Raw genomic sequence first — 16,901 nt, 5'->3', positions numbered from 1 at the left:
CTCATTGATTTTCTATTTCTTCCAAGAGCTGCTCGTACCAGGCTTCTCCATACTTTCTGATCAGTGCATCTTTGAGAAAACGATAAAGAGGCACTTGAAGGCTTTGTCCCAAATTACACGCCGGATCGCATATTTCCCATCGATCATAATTCACTGCATCAAACTGATCGTATTTGGTAATTCGAATGGGGTAAAGATGGCAGGATATGGGTTTTTTGAAACTCACTTTCCCATCTAAATAGGCCTGTTCTATTCCGCATTTCAAAATTCCTTTTTGGTCATAGATGGCATAGGCACACTCTCGATTATCTCCAATGGTAGGGGTTCCTTTATCACCGTCTTTGTCTATCACCCAAGTTCCTTGGGCTTCGATGGCTTTTCTCCCTTCTTCAGAAAGATAGGGTTTGACATGAGGGTAGATTTCCTCAAGGATTTTCGTTTCTTCATCCTCCAGAGGAGCTCCAGCATCCCCTTCTACACAGCATGCCCCTTTACAAGCCAAGAGGTCACAAACAAAAAAATTTTCTTTGATATCCTGCGAAAGAACCGCATTTCCGACCAAAATCATATTTGTACTATTTTTTCCCGAAGTTAAGGAATATCCCCTGTATTGTTTTATCGATTCTTCTTCCTCACATAGAGCCCTTTTCTCAGCTTAGCTATCAAGGTTCCATCTTCTGACTTCACTTCACAGGGATATTCCACTATTGCTTTTCCTTCTTTGTCCACCAAGTTTTTCACACGCAGGATTTCTTCCGGGCTCAGCCTAAACTCCGCAAAAACGGGACCTTTACCCGGCTTCACAAAATCGATATGCGCGTATTTATCCCAAACAATGTAATCCTCTCCCAAATGAATCAAAAGGATAAACATGAAAAAAGGATCACACATGGAATACAAAGAGCCTCCGAAAGCCGTGCCGACCAAGTTTTTGTTGTACCACTTTAGGACCAAACGGCTTTTAAACCACGAAAAATCCTGGGCATGGTCCACAATCTTGATTCCTGAAAACAAATACGGAGGATACCAATTGATCATTCGGATCAATCTCCTGAATTTATTGACTTGGCTTTTTTCCATAAGTTAATTTAAAAAAAAGAACCGCCCCTTTCGGAGCGGCTCAACCCAGCACTATGAAGAAAAGCTATTTTTAGCCTTTGATAATATAAACAGAGAAGGATTTGAATTGTTTTTGGAGGATCAAAAAAATCCTGATTTTTTTATAGAGTTGCTGTTTCCAACACTCCGGGAAAAAATCCCGTACTTTGCAGCGTGCAAGTCGGCTTGTCGCTGTCTCGGGTCAAACCGGGAAAGAGGAAAGTCCGGGCAACATAGAGCGCCATACTTCCTAACGGGAAGGATGCTGATCTCTAAGGGTCAGCAGACAGAAAGTGCCACAGAAAACAAACCTCCATTTGGCACAGGGCATACCCTGAGCATGTCAAATGGGAAGGGTGAAAAGGTGGAGTAAGAGCCCACCGCCCCGACAGTGATGAAGGGGGCACGGCAAACCTTATGGGTTGAAAGATCAAATAGGCCTCGGGCAAAGAGCTGCTCGTTCGATTTCTTCCGATAGCTTTCGGGAGGATTCCGGGGTGGGTAGATCGATGGATCCTGACTGTGAAGTCAGGGCTAGATAAATGACAGGCACCTTTTATCGATTTATCGAAAAAGGACACAGAACCCGGCTTACAGACTTGCACTTTTTTCTTTACTTTACGCTATGCCAAAAATTCTGATTATTGACGATGAGCGTTTCATTCGCTCTTCTTTAAGGGAAATTCTTGAATACGAAAAATTTGAAGTCACCGAAGCCCAAGATGGGGAAGATGGTCTTCAGAAGATAAAAGACGAGGAATTTGATTTGGTCCTTTGCGATGTGAAAATGCCAAAAATGGATGGAATTGAAGTTCTGGAGCAGGCCAAAGCACTGGAAAAATCTCCTCAATTCATCATGATTTCTGCACATGGAAGCATTGAGACGGCCGTAGAAGCCACCAAAAAAGGTGCCTTTGACTTTATCCCAAAGCCACCAGATCTAAACCGCCTTTTGCTCACCGTCAGAAATGCATTGGACAAGAAAAACTTGGTCACTGAGACAAAAGTGCTCAAGAAGAAGCTTTCCAAAAAATTTGACATGGTGGGGGAATCTGCTGGAATCATGAGAGTGAAAGAGACCATTGAAAAAGTAGCACCTACGGAAGCTCGGGTACTCATCACGGGGCCAAACGGAACCGGAAAGGAACTCGTCGCCCATTGGATTCATCAGAAAAGCAACAGAAACGCCGGTCCCTTTGTCGCAGTCAACTGTGCGGCCATTCCATCCGAACTGATCGAATCAGAACTTTTTGGACATGAAAAGGGAGCCTTTACATCCGCACATAAACAGCGAGCGGGAAAATTTGAACAGGCCCAAGAAGGAACTTTGTTCTTGGATGAAATCGGAGACATGTCTCTTTCGGCTCAATCCAAAGTACTGAGAGCCCTTCAGGAAAATCTGATCAACCGTGTAGGAAGTGACAAGGATATCAAAGTGGATGTACGTGTACTTGCTGCAACGAATAAGGACCTGAAAAAAGAAATCGAGGAAGGAAGATTTAGAGAGGATTTATATCACCGATTAAGTGTGATCCTTGTACAGGTTCCTGCTCTAAAAGACAGAAAGGAAGATATTCCTCTATTAGTGGATAAATTCCTTAATGACATAGCTCAGGAAAATGGAGATGCAAAAAAGGGAATATCCAAAGAGGCTATCTCTAAACTTCAAGAATTTCCCTGGACAGGAAATATAAGAGAATTAAGAAATGTAGTAGAGAGGCTGGTGATTCTGGGAGAATCAGTAATCAGCCTGGAGGATGTAAAAAAATATGCTGACTATTAAGATCAGCATATTTTTTTTAGCTATTAGATTTTTCAGTGGCCGGAGCCTTGGCGTAAGCAGGGCAAGGCTTACTGGAGGCGCAAGCACCCAAGGCAAGGATCCCGATCAAAAGTGCAATGGAAGCGATTCGTTTCATGTGTTTAAAGTTAGATTTTTAATAGTTTCTCCGACCCTTTCGGAAGATATTCTGCCTCTGGACTAGTGACTCGATCGAAACCGGCAGATGACGTCTAGACCTTGAGCAACGAATAGAATATTTTTTACTCGGATAAATATGTCCAATTAATTTTAAGTTAGCAATTACTGCACCAACAAGTTGCAGCCTCTTATTTCTGAGTGATCAAATCTTCCCAATACCTCCAACATCCCACTACTGTCGATTCTTCCCAAATCCTGAGTTTCTATAAACGAGCAGGAATGAAAATTGGCCAAATCGATGACATTGATTCCACCCTGTGAGCGCTGTGACCAAGCCAAAGGATCATTGACATCCCTTAGCATAACGCGCATAGAGACCGGAAGCATATATTTCCCCTCTCCTTTTGAATAGGCTTGAGACATCAATTCGGTCATTCCGTACTCGGAATGGATAGATTTCACCTGAAAAAATGCAGTCAGTCGATCATGCACTTCTTCCCGAATCATTTCTTTCCTCCTTCCCTTCATCCCTCCGGTCTCCATTACGATCAGATTATCATTTTTTGAAAATCTTTCTCCTAATTCTGCCAAGTCCAAAAGCGCAAAGGTGACTCCCAACAAAAGAATCTTCTTTGAGCCATTTGCCAGGAATTTAAGCTTTTCGAGGAGTTCTGACTGATTATAAAGGTAAAATCCTGAATGGGGAGATTGACTTTTCTCGATGAAATGTCTAGCCATGGACACCAAGCTACTTCCCGGACGCTCCAAATAAGCCGGCAACAAGGCCAAGACATGAAAATCCGTCAATGGACCATAAAACGATTCAAAAGTCTTTTGCGCGTGATTGAGGTACCAGGACTCGGACCAAATATGGTGCTTGCTGGTGATCATACCTGTGGTTCCACTACTGGAATAAGTCCCAGAAAAAAGAGAGGCAGGCCCGGAAATCACTTCCTGATCTTTAAAAAACCGAATCGGGAGGAAAGGAATTTTATCCAGCCGATCGATTGAGGGTGTATCGATCTTTCTGGCAATTACGTATTGCCGATAGACTGGATTATTTTCATATTGAAAATGAAAAAGTTCCAGAGCCAGATTTTCAAAGTCTCGGGGTGTCAGATTTGTAACCCGCTCTGAAAAACTTTTAAAATCCTGCATCGTTTTATAGTTTGTTCTTTCCCGAAGAAAAATCTTACCTTAATTTTCCAAAGCAAATTTACCCTCAGCTCATGCGTATAAAAAACTATTCAGGATTATTCTTTGTCCTAATCTTAGGCTGGACATCCTGTATCAGTCCTCCTGAGAATTTCCCAAGTGTACCTGAAATCACCTTTGCTGAGATTGAATACGTACAGACTCCGGCTCAAGATTCCCTGATTATCGGAGTTGACTTCAGAGATGCAGAAGGAGATCTAGGTCTTTCTCCTACCGAGATTAATCCTCCTTATAATCCCCTGATCTACAAAAGAGATGCTGCGGGCAATCTGATTGTCTATTCCAGAAGACCTCCTGAAGCTCCTACTTATAACCCTATCGATTGGGTAATTAACCCTATCATTAACAATACCACCGTCAGAGATACGGTCTGGGTGGAGCAAAACGAAAATCAATACAATATCTTCGTCCGGTTTTATATCAAAAGAAATGGGCAGTTTACCGAATTCAGATGGCAAGATCCCCCATTCTTTACCACGTTTAATGGCCGATTCCCAAGAGTATTGACATCTGATGAAGGTCAACCTGTAGAGGGAAGAATCCGATACAGAATGCTTTCTTCAGGTTGGGAGTCAATTTTCAGAAATGATACCCTTAGGATTGATGTGGAAATCCAAGATAGAGCCCTAAATCGAAGCAATCAGGTATCCAGTCCGGAAGTCACCTTGAGGCAAATCACCAGAAACTAAAAAAAGGCAGGATTAAAATCCTGCCTTTTTTGTGAAGCTTAGATAGCCGGGAAGCGATTGGGGTCTACTTCGTGCATCAATTGATAGACTTTTTCAACCACATCGTCAGCACTTGGCTTGGAAAAGTAATCCCCGTCTGAAGAATAGGCCGGACGATGGGCCTTGGCAGGGAGTGTCTGAGGTTCTGAATCCAGAAATCTGAATACATCCTGATGGTCCATCACCTGCTGAAGCATAAAAGCACTGGCTCCACCCGGAACATCTTCATCTGCAAAGATCACTCGGTTTGTTTTGCGGATTGATTCACCAATTGTACCGGTTAAATCGAACGGCAATAAGGTTTGCACATCGATTATTTCAGCAGAAATACCCATTTCCTCCAATTCATGAGCGGCCTCAAGTACGATTCGACACATGCTTCCGTAAGTCACCAAAGTGACATCCGAACCTTCTTTCAAAACTTCTGGCTGGCCCAAAGGCACAGTATATTCACCCACATTATGAGGTAACCTTTCTTTGAGACGGTAGCCGTTCAAGCATTCGACCACAATCGCCGGTTCGTCGGATTCCAAGAGGGTTTTGTACATACCAGCAGCTTGGGTCATATCTCTCGGTACGCAGACATGCATTCCACGGAGAGTAGATAGAATCATTCCCATGGGAGAGCCTGCATGCCATACACCTTCCAAACGATGCCCTCGAGTACGGACAATCAAGGGTGCTTTCTGCCCACCTTTGGTTCGATATTGGAGTGAAGCCAAGTCATCAGAAAGCATCTGAAGACCATACAGCAAGTAATCCAAATATTGGATTTCGGCTATCGGACGCAGTCCTCTCAAGGCAGTACCAATGCCCTGCCCCACAATGGTGCATTCCCTAATACTCGTATCTGTAACTCTCCATTCCCCATGCTTGGCCTGAAGTCCGGCGAATGCCTGGTTTACGTCTCCTATTTTACCTACGTCTTCTCCAAAAGCAAAGAACCGCGGATCATTACTCAAAGTATGGTCAAAGAAGGCTTGAAGTATTTCTCTTCCATCTACCAATGGAGATGAGTCATCTATTTTGGCAGGTTTGTGCGCCACCTTTGTTGCCGAAAAATCAGACTCGCTGTAAAGGTGGCTGCTATAACGGTCGTGATTGAGATCTTTTTGATTTTCGTACCAATCCTTCAATGCCCCTTTCTCAGCTGAAGAATCACTTCTGAGCAGAAAAAGAGATTTTCTGACCGTACTGATCACATCTTTTCGGATAGGATTGATGCCTTTGGCAAGGTCATCTGCCAATTGGAGCAAATTGGCTTTTTGAAAACTTCCTTCTGCAGCATTGCGGATAAGACTTACCGCCTCCTGCAATTCTCTTTTGATTTCACCTGAGAAATCAGCCCAAGCTGCTTCTTTTTGCTTTTTAACCTCTGCTTTCGCCTCGGCATCGATTTTATCCAAATCTTCTTCACTTGCCAAACCAGTAGAAATGATGTATTCCCGGAATTTCTTGATGCAATCCCAGTCTTTTTCCCATTTCAACCTTTCTGCAGACTTATAGCGCTCATGTGAGCCCGAAGTGGAATGTCCTTGAGGTTGGGTCATTTCTTCGACATGAATCAATACAGGAACGTGCTCATTTCTGGCTAGTTCTCCGGCATAGTCAAATGCCTGTACCAAGGCTTCGTAGTCCCAACCTTTTACTTTGATGATTTCAAAACCCTTTTCTGTTTCGGTTCGCTGGAAACCCATCAACACTTCAGAAATACTTCCTTTAGTAGTGTGGTATTCTTTGGGTACTGAAATGCCGTACCCATCATCCCAAATAGAAATGACCATGGGTACTTGAAGAACTCCTGCTGCATTGATGCTTTCAAAAAACATCCCCTCAGAGGTAGAGGCATTTCCAATGGTCCCCCAAGCAACTTCATTTCCATTATTGGAAAACTGAGTCAATTCTTGAAGTCCCTTGTTTTCTCTAAAAAGTTTGGAAGCGTACGCAAGGCCCAAAAGCTTGGGCATCTGGGCTGCTGTTGGAGAAATATCCGCAGCTGAATTGTACATCTCGGTGAGATTTTTCCACGTTCCATCTTCATTAAGCGAGCGGGTGGCAAAATGCCCATTCATCAATCTTCCTGCACTGGCTGGTTCAGCTTCTACATTGGTATGGGCATAGAGCTGCGCAAAATACTGCTGTACGCTCAACTCACCCAAAGCCATCATGAAGGTCTGATCCCGATAATAGCCTGAACGAAAATCTCCTTTGCGGAAAGCTTTGGCCATAGCAATCTGAGCCAATTCCTTCCCGTCTCCAAAAATTCCGAATTTCGCCTTACCCATAAAGACTTCTTTCCTTCCCATAAGAGAAGCGTGGCGGCTTTCTACAGCCACACGAAAGTCCTTGAGTATCTCCTCTTTGCTCACAAGGGCCAATGTATTTTCTTTTTCCTGCGCTTTCAATGTCATTGATTTTTAATCTAAAGTTATTTTGGGTCACTTTTTGGGTTTACTTCAAAAATAACCAAAAAGCGTTGACTTACAAATTTACCCTAAACTGATTGACCAATAATTATTTCGAATTGATTTAAATTTTATCAAATTAACCATATATTATTCCGAAAAAATAAATTAAATGTAATTTTTATTTCTTATTCAAAAAAATTATCCAAAGGCCAATAAATTTTTAACCAAAAAAAATTTTCAAAATTTTTAATTCTAAAAACTATTATTTTGGAATTTTCTGCAACAATCTCCATAAAAATAAAATAAACTTTGGAAAAACAGATTTTTTCAAAATCGATACCAAATACAATTTTTTAAAATCATTTTTAACATCTAACTGCTTCTTATCTTTGCCCAGTAATTCTTGTAAACCCAAACAGAACGTATCATGATCATAGGTGTTCCTAAGGAAATCAAAAACAACGAAAACAGAGTCGCACTTACTCCTGCAGGTGCTAAAGAACTTGTAAAAAGAGGGCATTCAGTCTATGTGCAGCATACCGCCGGTGAAGGCAGTGGTTTTGTTGACGCTGAATACGAGGCTGCCGGAGCCACCATTCTACCTACTATAGAAGCTACCTATGAAATAGCTGAAATGATCATGAAGGTAAAGGAGCCCATCGAACAGGAATACAAATTGATCAAAGAGAATCAACTGTTGTTTACCTATTTTCACTTTGCTTCCTATGAGCCACTGACCAAGGCCATGGTAGAAAGTAAGGCCGTTTGCCTAGCTTACGAAACGGTGGAAAAACCCGATCGAAGTCTTCCTCTATTGGTGCCCATGTCCGAAGTAGCTGGAAGAATGGCCGTTCAAAAAGGAGCCAATTATCTGGAAAAACCTTTGGGTGGTAGAGGTATTCTTTTGGGAGGCGTACCGGGTGTATTGCCAGCCAAGGTATTGATTCTCGGTGGCGGTATCGTAGGTACTCAGGCAGCTTGGATGGCTGCAGGTTTGGGTGCTGACGTGACTATCATGGACGTTTCCTTGGCCAGAATGAGATATTTGGCGGATGTCATGCCTGCCAACGTGAAGACCATGATGTCCAACGAATACAATATCCGGGAAATGATCAAGCATGCTGACTTGATAGTTGGAGCTGTATTGATTCCTGGGGCAAAAGCGCCTCACCTGATCACCCGAGATATGCTGAAGGATATGAAAAAAGGAACCGTTTTGGTAGATGTAGCTGTGGATCAAGGTGGCTGTATCGAGACCTGCAAGCCGACCACTCATGAAAACCCAACCTACGTGATCGATGATGTAGTTCACTACTGCGTGGCCAATATGCCAGGTGCTGTGCCTTACACATCTACTTTGGCTTTGACTAATGCTACTCTTCCTTATGCCATCCAACTGGCAGACAAAGGCTGGAAAAAAGCCGCTCAGGACAATCAGGAGTTAGCACTTGGTCTGAACGTGATCAATGGAGAGATTGTCTACAAGGCAGTGGCGGATGCTTTTGATATGCCTTATGCTTTGGTAGAAAAATACCTCGCTTAATCGAAATAGACTATAAAATGAAAGTCCCGCCTCTCTGAAGAAAGCGGGACTTTTTTTATCCTTTCTGCAATTCGTCACCAAAGACCTCTTTGACCACCCAGCCTTTTCCCCATTCTTCTCTTTCCTTTTCAGTCCAGAGTTCGGGGAAAAAGATCACTTTTTGAAAACGGGGAGGCAGGTACTTCTGCCAGTTGGTACCTCCGGTGGCAGCGATATCTTCCGGATCACGGTGCAGGTAGCGGACGGCAGATTTGTAATGGGCAAGCGGCCAAAAAACATTGGCCTTGAGATCAAACTGCCGCATCATTTCTTTCAACTCCTCTGAAGGACTGGCCAATCCAGAATATTTCTGCCAAAGATTTTTTCTCCGATAATTTTCAATCAGTTCTTTAAGTATTTTTCCATACTTGAGCTCAAAGTTTTTCAAAGTCAGGGTCTTCTCTCCTGTAGCCAACTCAATCGCTCCCTGCTGCCAATAGAGGTTTTCAAAGAGATCATCAGCCGGACTGTGGTAATCGTATTCCTCTCTTTTGGCCAAAGTCACCAATTGAAAAGCATCGGTGGCCATGATTTCGATCTCTCGGTATTGGGCACTTTGAAAGCCCGAGGAAGGCAAGAGAGACATTCTGAATTTGAGAAACTGCTCTTTTTCCATCCCCTTCCACATCATCGCAAAAGAGCTGATTAAATGATCGAAATACATCAAAATCCGCTCTAGTCGCGTCTTGAAAAACTCCTCCGTATCCGACTCTTCTTCAGCTATTTGCTCCATTTCAGATATGATCAGCTTGAAATACAGCTCAGTAATCTGATGATAGATGATGAAGATTTTCTCATCCTTAAAGCTCGTCTTTGGCTGCTGCAGGGAGAGTAAAACATCCAGATTGATGTATTCCCAGTAGGTAAGGTAATCTGCGTAAAGAAGGCCCTCAAGATATGAAAGCATATCCTGCCCGGAGGCTCTGAATTTCTCCTGGAGCTGCTCGATTTTTTCCAGGATTTTAGGATCAAATTGGGAATAGTGCATGGGGATTTTTTTAGTCAAAAAGGTAAAGAATCAGGGGCTTTCTCCTTAATTTCGAAACAGAATCGGGGTTAGGCCCGGTAAAATTGACAGATTCTGATTAATTAACCAAAATAACATGGAAGCAGTAGCGCAAAGGAAATCACTGAAGCAGGATACCTTCGAAGGGGTGGATTTTTTGGACTTGGATGATTTGCTCACCGAAGAGCAGAAATTGATCCGCTCCTCAATCAGGGATTTTGTGAAAAAAGAAATTTCCCCATACATCGAAGATTGGGCACAAAACGCTCATTTCCCTTATGAAATCGTGAGAAAATTCGGGGAAGTCGGTGCCTTTGGTCCTCAGCTTCCGGAGGAATACGGCGGCGGCGGCTTGGATTACATTTCCTATGGGCTGATCATGCAGGAAATCGAGCGAGGTGATTCCGGTATGAGATCCACCGCTTCTGTTCAAGGTTCGCTGGTGATGTATCCGATCTACAAATTTGGATCAGAAGAGCAGAGAAGAAAATACCTTCCCAAACTGGCTTCTGGTGAGTACTTGGGCTGCTTTGGTTTGACAGAACCTGACCATGGTTCAAACCCCAGCGGAATGGTCACCAACTTCAAAGATATGGGTGACCACTACTTGCTCAATGGAGCCAAAATGTGGATTTCCAACTCTCCAAAAGCCGATATCGCAGTCGTTTGGGCTAAAAATGAAGAAGGCCGTATTCACGGATTGATCGTAGAGCGGGGAATGGAAGGCTTTTCTACACCGGAAACCCACAACAAATGGTCCCTTCGTGCTTCTTGCACAGGCGAGTTGGTTTTTGACAATGTGAAAGTACCAAAAGAGAACCTTCTTCCCGGCAAGTCCGGTTTGGGTGCACCGATGATGTGCCTTGATTCTGCACGCTTTGGAATCGCTTGGGGAGCTATTGGAGCGGCTATGGATTGCTATGAATCAGCCAGAAAATATGCAGCTGAGCGGATTCAGTTTGGCAAGCCTATCGGAGGATTTCAGCTGACGCAAAAGAAACTGGCTGAGATGCTTACTGAGATCACCAAAGCACAGCTATTGGCTTGGAAAGTAGGCAAAATGATGAATGAAGGCACAGCGAAGACCGTTCATATCTCCATGGCTAAACGAAACAATGTGGAAATGGCCCTGAACATTGCCCGGGAAGCGAGACAAATCCACGGAGGCATGGGCATCACCGGAGAATATCCCATCATGCGCCATATGATGAATCTGGAATCCGTCATCACTTACGAAGGCACCCACGATATCCACCTGTTGATTTTGGGTAACGAGATTACAGGGATACCGGCTTTTAAGGGGTAAAGATTGGAAGATTTAAAATTTCAATAATTTCTTTCTTCAAATCACAATCTTAACGAAGCAATAAGAGTAAAACCCAACCGGAGGTGAGACAGCCCATTTCTACTTCGGTTGGGAATTTCTAAGAAGCTGAAAAGGCTTTTAATTCGGGAGAACTCTCAATTTTTAAAAAACCGAATGATGAAAAAATGGATTTTTATCTTAATTACCCTCACTTTTTTGGGCTGTTCTTCGGAGGAAGAACCAAAGCCAACAATTCCTCTGGAAATAGAACAAAGAAATACGGTTGCTCAATTTGAAGGTTTAGCGGCATATTTGGACGTGGAAGTAGTGGAAAAAGAGGGCGAGTTCATATACTTTTTCTCTTTTGAACCCAAGGAAAATCCAAATGATGAAAGACTCGTCCCTGGCAAAGATGAACTCATTTGCAGCTTTTTGAATGAGCAGTTGAAGTTTGGAATGGACATTCCGAATGACTGCAAATGGCTGGGCTATTATTCTCGGTATTTACGTTCTGGAACTGTTCCGAGCAACTTTAGACTCCATGTAATTCTAAGTGGTGAGGAAAAAGAAAGGCATCCGGATGACTTATTCTTTGGAAAACCAATCCAGTTGAATTCCATTCAAAAAATTGAAAGCTGTCCAATAGATTTCGAAGAAATTTCCACTCCTATCCCTTTGGAAAGCAGATTTTGGAGATTGGTCGGATTCACAGATACTTCGGGCAATATCATCTCCTATCCTACCTGCGAGGACCCAGAGATAGGAGTAGTATTTCATAATCAACTCCTACTGGGTTCTCCAATTGAGGACCCGGATGCCAAATCCTTTACCATAGAAAGTGCAGTATGGAGTAGACCCGGTCCACTTGTTTTGGTTTATCGGATTTCAGGAGAAAACACCCTTTCCATCACCAGGGCTGTGGATCCATCCTACACTCCGCCACGACCAGCTACTGCGGTTACCGATAATTTTCCAAACCTGACCAATGCAATTTTCAACAAATACGACAGCCTTTCTTCCATTTTCAGGTTCAACGAATCGGTTGAATTTAGCCTTTCAGGAAATACCCTAAGGTTGAAAAATTCATCGAATGAAATCGGTGCTTTGCTAGTGTATGAAGGAAACTAAGCAAATTGGAAAAACACCAACTATTGAACATTTTTTGAAAATCCAAATTCATTCATTCTGGAATCTCTTTCAAATTATTCAACTAATACCCCCTAAAACAATACTCCAAAAGCAGTATTTTCTATAATAAATTATGTGAATAGCTTTCTTATAAAATAGAAAGCCATGAAAAAACTTAACATTATTTTGACAACCCTCTTAATCCTGATCAGCATAAGCATCCAAGCTCAGGGTAATTTTAAGGTGAACCCAAAAGGAGAAAAAGACCTTGAAACAGTAAATGAGTACATGATGGCGATCCAATCCAGGGACCCAAATCAGATCGAAAACATTCACGCTTCAGATGTGGTCGGATACGGCCCCAGGTGGAATTCTCCGAGAGACCGGCAGCAGATTGTGGATAGTTTCAATTACATCTGGGGATCTCTGAGTGAGTTTCGATACGAACGGGTCAGATTGCTCCCTGTAACCATATCGGGCGATGAAATCAAAGAATACAATGGAAACTGGGTGATGGTTTGGGCTGTATTTGTAGGAAAAGAGAAAACCACAGGGAAGGAATTTATGCTTGACATCCACGAGGCCTTAAAAATCCATAAAGGAAAAGTGATCAGCAAACTTTCCTTTTACAACGAATTGGACACCATGATCCAAACAGGTCAGTATACGGGGGATTGAAGATTAAGATGATCAAAGAAGGCCACCAAATAGTGGCTTTTTTTGTTTAAAAAAATTCAACCTCCCGAAATTCTTCGGGACAGGCTCTTCAGGGTTGGGGCTTTGGGGAAGCTTCCCTTGCAGAATCTCCGGTCCCGAGCTATCGGGAGCACCCGGGGTAACTACCACTTCGTGGATTCAATCCCGTTGGGATTGATCTCTTAGATATGTACAATAAGTTTAATTACAGCCGAACTTCCTTTTTCAAATCCCGAAGGGATTGAATACCCTTGAGATATTTGCCCCAAATACCATTCCAATGGCAAGGAAAGAAGGTTTGCCCAAATATCCCCCAAACTGCGGGAGATGTTGAAATCCCCAAATCCCGAAGGGATTGAATACCTTTTGGTTATTGGCCCAGGATGCAATCCGCTGAGCGAAGGGATAAAAATTTAAATAAAATCCATCAATCGTCAAAATCCACAAATCCCGAAGAGATTGAATACCTTTTGGTTATTGGCCCAGGATGCAATCCGCTGAGCGAAGGGATAAAAATTCAAATAAAATCCATCAATCGTCAAAACCCCAAAATCCCGAAGGGATTGAATACCTCTTGGTGATTTGCCCAGGATGCAATCCGCTGAGCGAAGGGATAAAAATTTAAATAAAATCCATCAATCGTCAAAATCCACAAATCCCGAAGGGATTGAATACCTCTTGGTGATTTGCCCAGGATGCAATCCGCTGAGCGAAGGGATAAAAATTTAAATAAAATCCATCAATCGTCAAAATCCACAAATCCCGAAGGGATTGAATACCTTTTGGTTATTGGCCCAGGATGCAATCCGGGGGAAAGGAAGGGTTTCAGGGTTCAAACAACCCCGAATGGGGTTGAACATGAATGGACTACAAACCAATAAAAATTCCAGAATTAGTATTCTAAATCAAACTGTTTTTTAACTTCATAAGCCTAATCTTTTCATAAATCATAGACCACTTTTCAACTATGAGTACCTATACCTCAATTGTTTACCACATTATCTGGACTCCCTACAAAAGAAAACCCATCATGGCCAAAGCCGGTAGAAGGGATCTATTCAACTATATCTATGGAATCCTGAAAAACAAAAATTGCCATGTATATCGGATCAATGGCGTGGAAGATCATTTACACATAGCAACTTCAGTTCATCCTTCAATTTCTCTCGCGTCTTTGGTGAAAGATATCAAACTAGCCAGTGGACAGATGATCCAATCGAACAGACTCTTTGAAGGTTTTGAGGGCTGGCAGGAAGGGTATGCTGCCTTCACGCACAACTACTCTTCTTTAGATACTTTGGTGAATTATATCAAGAATCAGGAAGAACATCATAAAAAGGTGACTTTTACGGAAGAATACCTTGATTTGCTCAAAGACCATGGGGTCGAATTTGACCCTCGCTACCTTCTTTGAATTCAACCCCTTTGGGGTTGAGGGGACTTGAAGTTGTCCCAAACCACCCAGGTTGCACCCGGGGTAACTACCACTTCGTGGATTCAATCCCGTTGGGATTGATCTCGCAGACACATGCAATCAGTCAAATTGGCGCAGAACTTCCTTTTTCAAATCCCGAAGGGATTGAATACCCTTGAGATATTTGCCCCGAATACCATTCCAAAGGCAAGGAAAGAAGGTTTGCCCAAAATATCCCCCAAACCGCGGGAGTGGTTGAAATCCCCAAATCCCGAAGGGATTGAATACCATTTGGTTATTTGCCTCGGATGAAATCCGCTGAGCGAAGGGATAAAAATTTAAATAAAATCCATCAATCGTCAAAATCCACAAATCCCGAAGGGATTGAATACCTTTTGGTTATTGGCCTCTGATGGAATCCGGAGGAAAGGAATGGTTTCAGGGTTCAAACAACCCCGAATGGGGTTGAATTCTTTTCTTCTTTTTCCCAATCTCAGAATCAAAGCCCTCTCCCCCTACCGGCACCCAAACACTCACTCTCGTTCCCAATCCGCTGCTTTGGATATCCAATCGACCATTCGAAAAATTCACCCTGCTTTTGAGATTGGAAAGCCCCATCCCGGTTACTTTACCATCTAAGATTTCTTTGGGAATTCCTTTTCCATTATCCTCGACGACCAATTTCAATTCTTTGGATGATTCATCCAATTCAATCTTAATTTTGGCTTGGGTGGCTTGAGAATGCTTCAGGATATTGTTGGTCAGCTCCTTGATGATTCGGAAGAGGTTGATCTTCACATCCATGTCTAAGGAAGGAAAATCCCCTACCTCATAGCTGAATCGCAGCTTTTTCTGGGCATTGATTTTTTCCACCAACTCCTCAATCATGGTCCTCAGCACCTTGGAAGAAAAGTCCGAAGGCATCAATTCGTAGGAGATATAGCGCAAATCCTTGCAGGAATCCTCCATCAAACTGACCAGATCGCCAAACTCGGCTTTGTCCCCATTCCCGAGATGCTTGTCCGCAAAAAGCTCCATCTTCAGTTTGATCAAGGCGAGGTTTCCACCTAAATCATCGTGCAGGTCCTTCGCAATCCGATGTCGCTCATTTTCCTGGGCTTGTATGGAATGCTTCAAAATCTCCCGCTCGGTATTGATCTGCTCTTGGGTGATTTTGTCTTTATCCTTTTGGGTTCGGTGATATTGATGCAACATTCCTACCATCAAAATCGCTGCATGTAAAAATCCTCCATAGCCCTGAAAATACATTTCCAAAGGATGGGCTTCATACCAACCCAATATCGAAACATAGTAGAAAATCATGCCTCCAGCTAAGAAAAAGTTAGCTCCAAACGCAAATAGCGCTTCATAGCTTCTTATCCGATATTGACGAATACATTGCCAAAGTATAGCCAATAAGGTGGCCATAGTCGCCAAAATAGCAACTTCATAAATCAAGATTTTTACCCCATACCAATCGGGATAGACCAAGGTGGTCAAAACCAAAACAGCCAATACTAACAGGATTTTTTTCCATGCTTTGAAGTAACGATATATTGAAATTTGACTCTTTCTGATTGAGAAAAACTCTAGATTGAAGTCAATAAAGAACATGGCCATCACCAAGCTAAAAAAGGGCAAAATAATTGGGCCCCACAGTAAATAAACTTCTCCTTCATATCGAGAAAAAATATAATTGTCGATATCCAGAAGAATGATCAAATCTGCCGTCAGGTACAAGGCAAAATACAAGTAAAGCCTTTTCTTGAAAAAAAGCAGAAGAACAACCCCAAGGAAAATAATCAAAGAAGTTCGCCCTGCTATTTCACCATAAGCAAATCCTCTTTCGATCTCATTCCACCAATAGTCCCAATCTAAATCCAGGTAAAAAGTAGTGAAGGTAGGTCTTCCACGGGCATCAACACGCAGGAGAAAATCTCTGCTTTCACCAGCTGGTACGTGTAATTCAAAATTGACTACCCAATACTTGATGGGCCTATCTTTTTGCAGAACTCGGTGACCTGATTTGGATGCCTCTAGCAATTCTCCTGATTCATCAATCACGAATAGGTCCCAAGAAGTGTGGCTGGAAGAATAGGGGTTGAAAATGAAGGTAATATCCGAATCGAGAGGATTTTCCAATTGAAAAGCAAACCACCAAACGGATTCGGTAAATCCCTTATTAAAAACCCTTCCTTTCAGTAACTCAAATTCTCCCGAATGGAACTTTGCTTTCGCTTCTTGCCAGTCCAGGGGTTCTTTCTCCTCGAAAAAGTAAACCATGTCCTCCATCCAAAAATTGAAATAGGGCCAGGATTTCAAAAAACCTGGATGTTGCTCGGTGTCTGGCTTAACGATTTTATGACTCTTGATAGTCTGGGCAAAATTATTTTCCATCC

The 16,901-nt window shown here is 42.7% G+C and carries 13 protein-coding genes and 1 other RNA gene; 8 read left to right on the top strand and 6 right to left on the bottom strand.

The features are described 5' to 3' along the window. Position 1 precedes the first annotated feature (1 nt). Together AAA943_RS05060 and AAA943_RS05055 are read right to left on the bottom strand one after the other, a co-directional pair. Positions 2-568, bottom strand: a complete 567-nt coding sequence (locus AAA943_RS05060; protein ID WP_338223144.1) for a DUF3109 family protein — start codon at positions 566-568, stop codon at positions 2-4. A gap of 47 nt (positions 569-615) precedes the next feature. Beyond that, a complete protein-coding gene (locus AAA943_RS05055; protein WP_338223143.1) occupies positions 616-1,080 on the bottom strand; it encodes a PaaI family thioesterase in 465 nt (154 codons plus the stop codon). Between the two features lie 191 nt (positions 1,081-1,271). Here AAA943_RS05055 and rnpB point away from each other — a divergent pair. Next, an RNA gene (gene rnpB / locus AAA943_RS05050) (RNase P RNA component class A) lies at positions 1,272-1,708 on the top strand. A 15-nt stretch (positions 1,709-1,723) separates the two neighbouring features. Further along, complete coding sequence (locus AAA943_RS05045; RefSeq protein ID WP_338223142.1) at positions 1,724-2,881, top strand: sigma-54-dependent transcriptional regulator; 1,158 nt, start codon at positions 1,724-1,726, stop codon at positions 2,879-2,881. A 300-nt stretch (positions 2,882-3,181) separates the two neighbouring features. On the opposite strand, the gene AAA943_RS05040 is transcribed toward AAA943_RS05045, so the two are convergent. Beyond that, positions 3,182-4,177 (bottom strand): long-chain-fatty-acid--protein ligase, encoded by a 996-nt coding sequence (locus AAA943_RS05040; protein ID WP_338223141.1) that lies wholly within the window; start codon positions 4,175-4,177, stop codon positions 3,182-3,184. A gap of 71 nt (positions 4,178-4,248) precedes the next feature. Between AAA943_RS05040 and AAA943_RS05035 the strand changes: the two genes are divergently transcribed. Next, positions 4,249-4,923 (top strand): hypothetical protein, encoded by a 675-nt coding sequence (locus AAA943_RS05035; protein WP_338223140.1) that lies wholly within the window; start codon positions 4,249-4,251, stop codon positions 4,921-4,923. Between the two features lie 38 nt (positions 4,924-4,961). On the opposite strand, the gene AAA943_RS05030 is transcribed toward AAA943_RS05035, so the two are convergent. Then, positions 4,962-7,373 carry an alpha-ketoacid dehydrogenase subunit alpha/beta gene (locus tag AAA943_RS05030; RefSeq protein ID WP_338223139.1) on the bottom strand — a complete coding sequence of 804 codons (2,412 nt, stop codon included), beginning with the start codon at positions 7,371-7,373 and terminating at the stop codon, positions 4,962-4,964. A gap of 424 nt (positions 7,374-7,797) precedes the next feature. On the opposite strand from AAA943_RS05030, the gene ald reads away from it, so the two are divergent. Further along, on the top strand, positions 7,798-8,913 hold the full coding sequence (gene ald, locus AAA943_RS05025; protein WP_338223138.1) for an alanine dehydrogenase: 1,116 nt from the start codon (positions 7,798-7,800) through the stop codon (positions 8,911-8,913). 55 nt (positions 8,914-8,968) lie between these two features. Here the strand turns inward: ald and AAA943_RS05020 are convergent, their stop codons facing one another. Continuing rightward, complete coding sequence (locus tag AAA943_RS05020) at positions 8,969-9,940, bottom strand: tryptophan 2,3-dioxygenase family protein (RefSeq protein ID WP_338223416.1); 972 nt, start codon at positions 9,938-9,940, stop codon at positions 8,969-8,971. A 115-nt stretch (positions 9,941-10,055) separates the two neighbouring features. Between AAA943_RS05020 and AAA943_RS05015 the strand changes: the two genes are divergently transcribed. From AAA943_RS05015 to tnpA, 4 genes are all read left to right on the top strand, one after another. Continuing rightward, a complete protein-coding gene (locus AAA943_RS05015; protein WP_338223137.1) occupies positions 10,056-11,264 on the top strand; it encodes an acyl-CoA dehydrogenase family protein in 1,209 nt (402 codons plus the stop codon). A gap of 174 nt (positions 11,265-11,438) precedes the next feature. Next, on the top strand, positions 11,439-12,392 hold the full coding sequence (locus tag AAA943_RS05010; protein WP_338223136.1) for a hypothetical protein: 954 nt from the start codon (positions 11,439-11,441) through the stop codon (positions 12,390-12,392). A gap of 165 nt (positions 12,393-12,557) precedes the next feature. Further along, positions 12,558-13,070: a nuclear transport factor 2 family protein gene (locus AAA943_RS05005; RefSeq protein ID WP_338223135.1), complete on the top strand. Its 513-nt coding sequence runs from the start codon at positions 12,558-12,560 to the stop codon at positions 13,068-13,070. A gap of 985 nt (positions 13,071-14,055) precedes the next feature. Beyond that, positions 14,056-14,502 carry an IS200/IS605 family transposase gene (gene tnpA / locus AAA943_RS05000; protein WP_338223134.1) on the top strand — a complete coding sequence of 149 codons (447 nt, stop codon included), beginning with the start codon at positions 14,056-14,058 and terminating at the stop codon, positions 14,500-14,502. A 438-nt stretch (positions 14,503-14,940) separates the two neighbouring features. Here the strand turns inward: tnpA and AAA943_RS04995 are convergent, their stop codons facing one another. Continuing rightward, entirely contained in the window at positions 14,941-16,785 is a 1,845-nt protein-coding gene (locus AAA943_RS04995) for a sensor histidine kinase (RefSeq protein ID WP_338223133.1), read from the bottom strand. Between the last annotated feature and the right edge of the window lie 116 nt (positions 16,786-16,901).

The sequence above is a fragment of the Algoriphagus confluentis genome, from assembly GCF_036245625.1.
In the GTDB taxonomy this organism is placed as follows: domain Bacteria; phylum Bacteroidota; class Bacteroidia; order Cytophagales; family Cyclobacteriaceae; genus Algoriphagus; species Algoriphagus confluentis.
This window is presented reverse-complemented; position numbering and strand designations above follow the sequence as displayed.

Bases quoted from the DNA above. Each gene is read 5' to 3' on its own strand.
- AAA943_RS05060 (WP_338223144.1), bottom strand. From the start codon at position 568: ATGATTTTGGTCGGAAATGCGGTTCTTTCGCAGGATATCAAAGAAAAT.
- AAA943_RS05055 (WP_338223143.1), bottom strand. From the start codon at position 1,080: ATGGAAAAAAGCCAAGTCAATAAATTCAGGAGATTGATCCGAATGATC.
- AAA943_RS05045 (WP_338223142.1), top strand. From the start codon at position 1,724: ATGCCAAAAATTCTGATTATTGACGATGAGCGTTTCATTCGCTCTTCT.
- AAA943_RS05040 (WP_338223141.1), bottom strand. From the start codon at position 4,177: ATGCAGGATTTTAAAAGTTTTTCAGAGCGGGTTACAAATCTGACACCC.
- AAA943_RS05035 (WP_338223140.1), top strand. From the start codon at position 4,249: ATGCGTATAAAAAACTATTCAGGATTATTCTTTGTCCTAATCTTAGGC.
- AAA943_RS05030 (WP_338223139.1), bottom strand. From the start codon at position 7,373: ATGACATTGAAAGCGCAGGAAAAAGAAAATACATTGGCCCTTGTGAGC.
- ald (WP_338223138.1), top strand. From the start codon at position 7,798: ATGATCATAGGTGTTCCTAAGGAAATCAAAAACAACGAAAACAGAGTC.
- AAA943_RS05020 (WP_338223416.1), bottom strand. From the start codon at position 9,940: ATGCACTATTCCCAATTTGATCCTAAAATCCTGGAAAAAATCGAGCAG.
- AAA943_RS05015 (WP_338223137.1), top strand. From the start codon at position 10,056: ATGGAAGCAGTAGCGCAAAGGAAATCACTGAAGCAGGATACCTTCGAA.
- AAA943_RS05010 (WP_338223136.1), top strand. From the start codon at position 11,439: ATGATGAAAAAATGGATTTTTATCTTAATTACCCTCACTTTTTTGGGC.
- AAA943_RS05005 (WP_338223135.1), top strand. From the start codon at position 12,558: ATGAAAAAACTTAACATTATTTTGACAACCCTCTTAATCCTGATCAGC.
- tnpA (WP_338223134.1), top strand. From the start codon at position 14,056: ATGAGTACCTATACCTCAATTGTTTACCACATTATCTGGACTCCCTAC.
- AAA943_RS04995 (WP_338223133.1), bottom strand. From the start codon at position 16,785: ATGGTTTACTTTTTCGAGGAGAAAGAACCCCTGGACTGGCAAGAAGCG.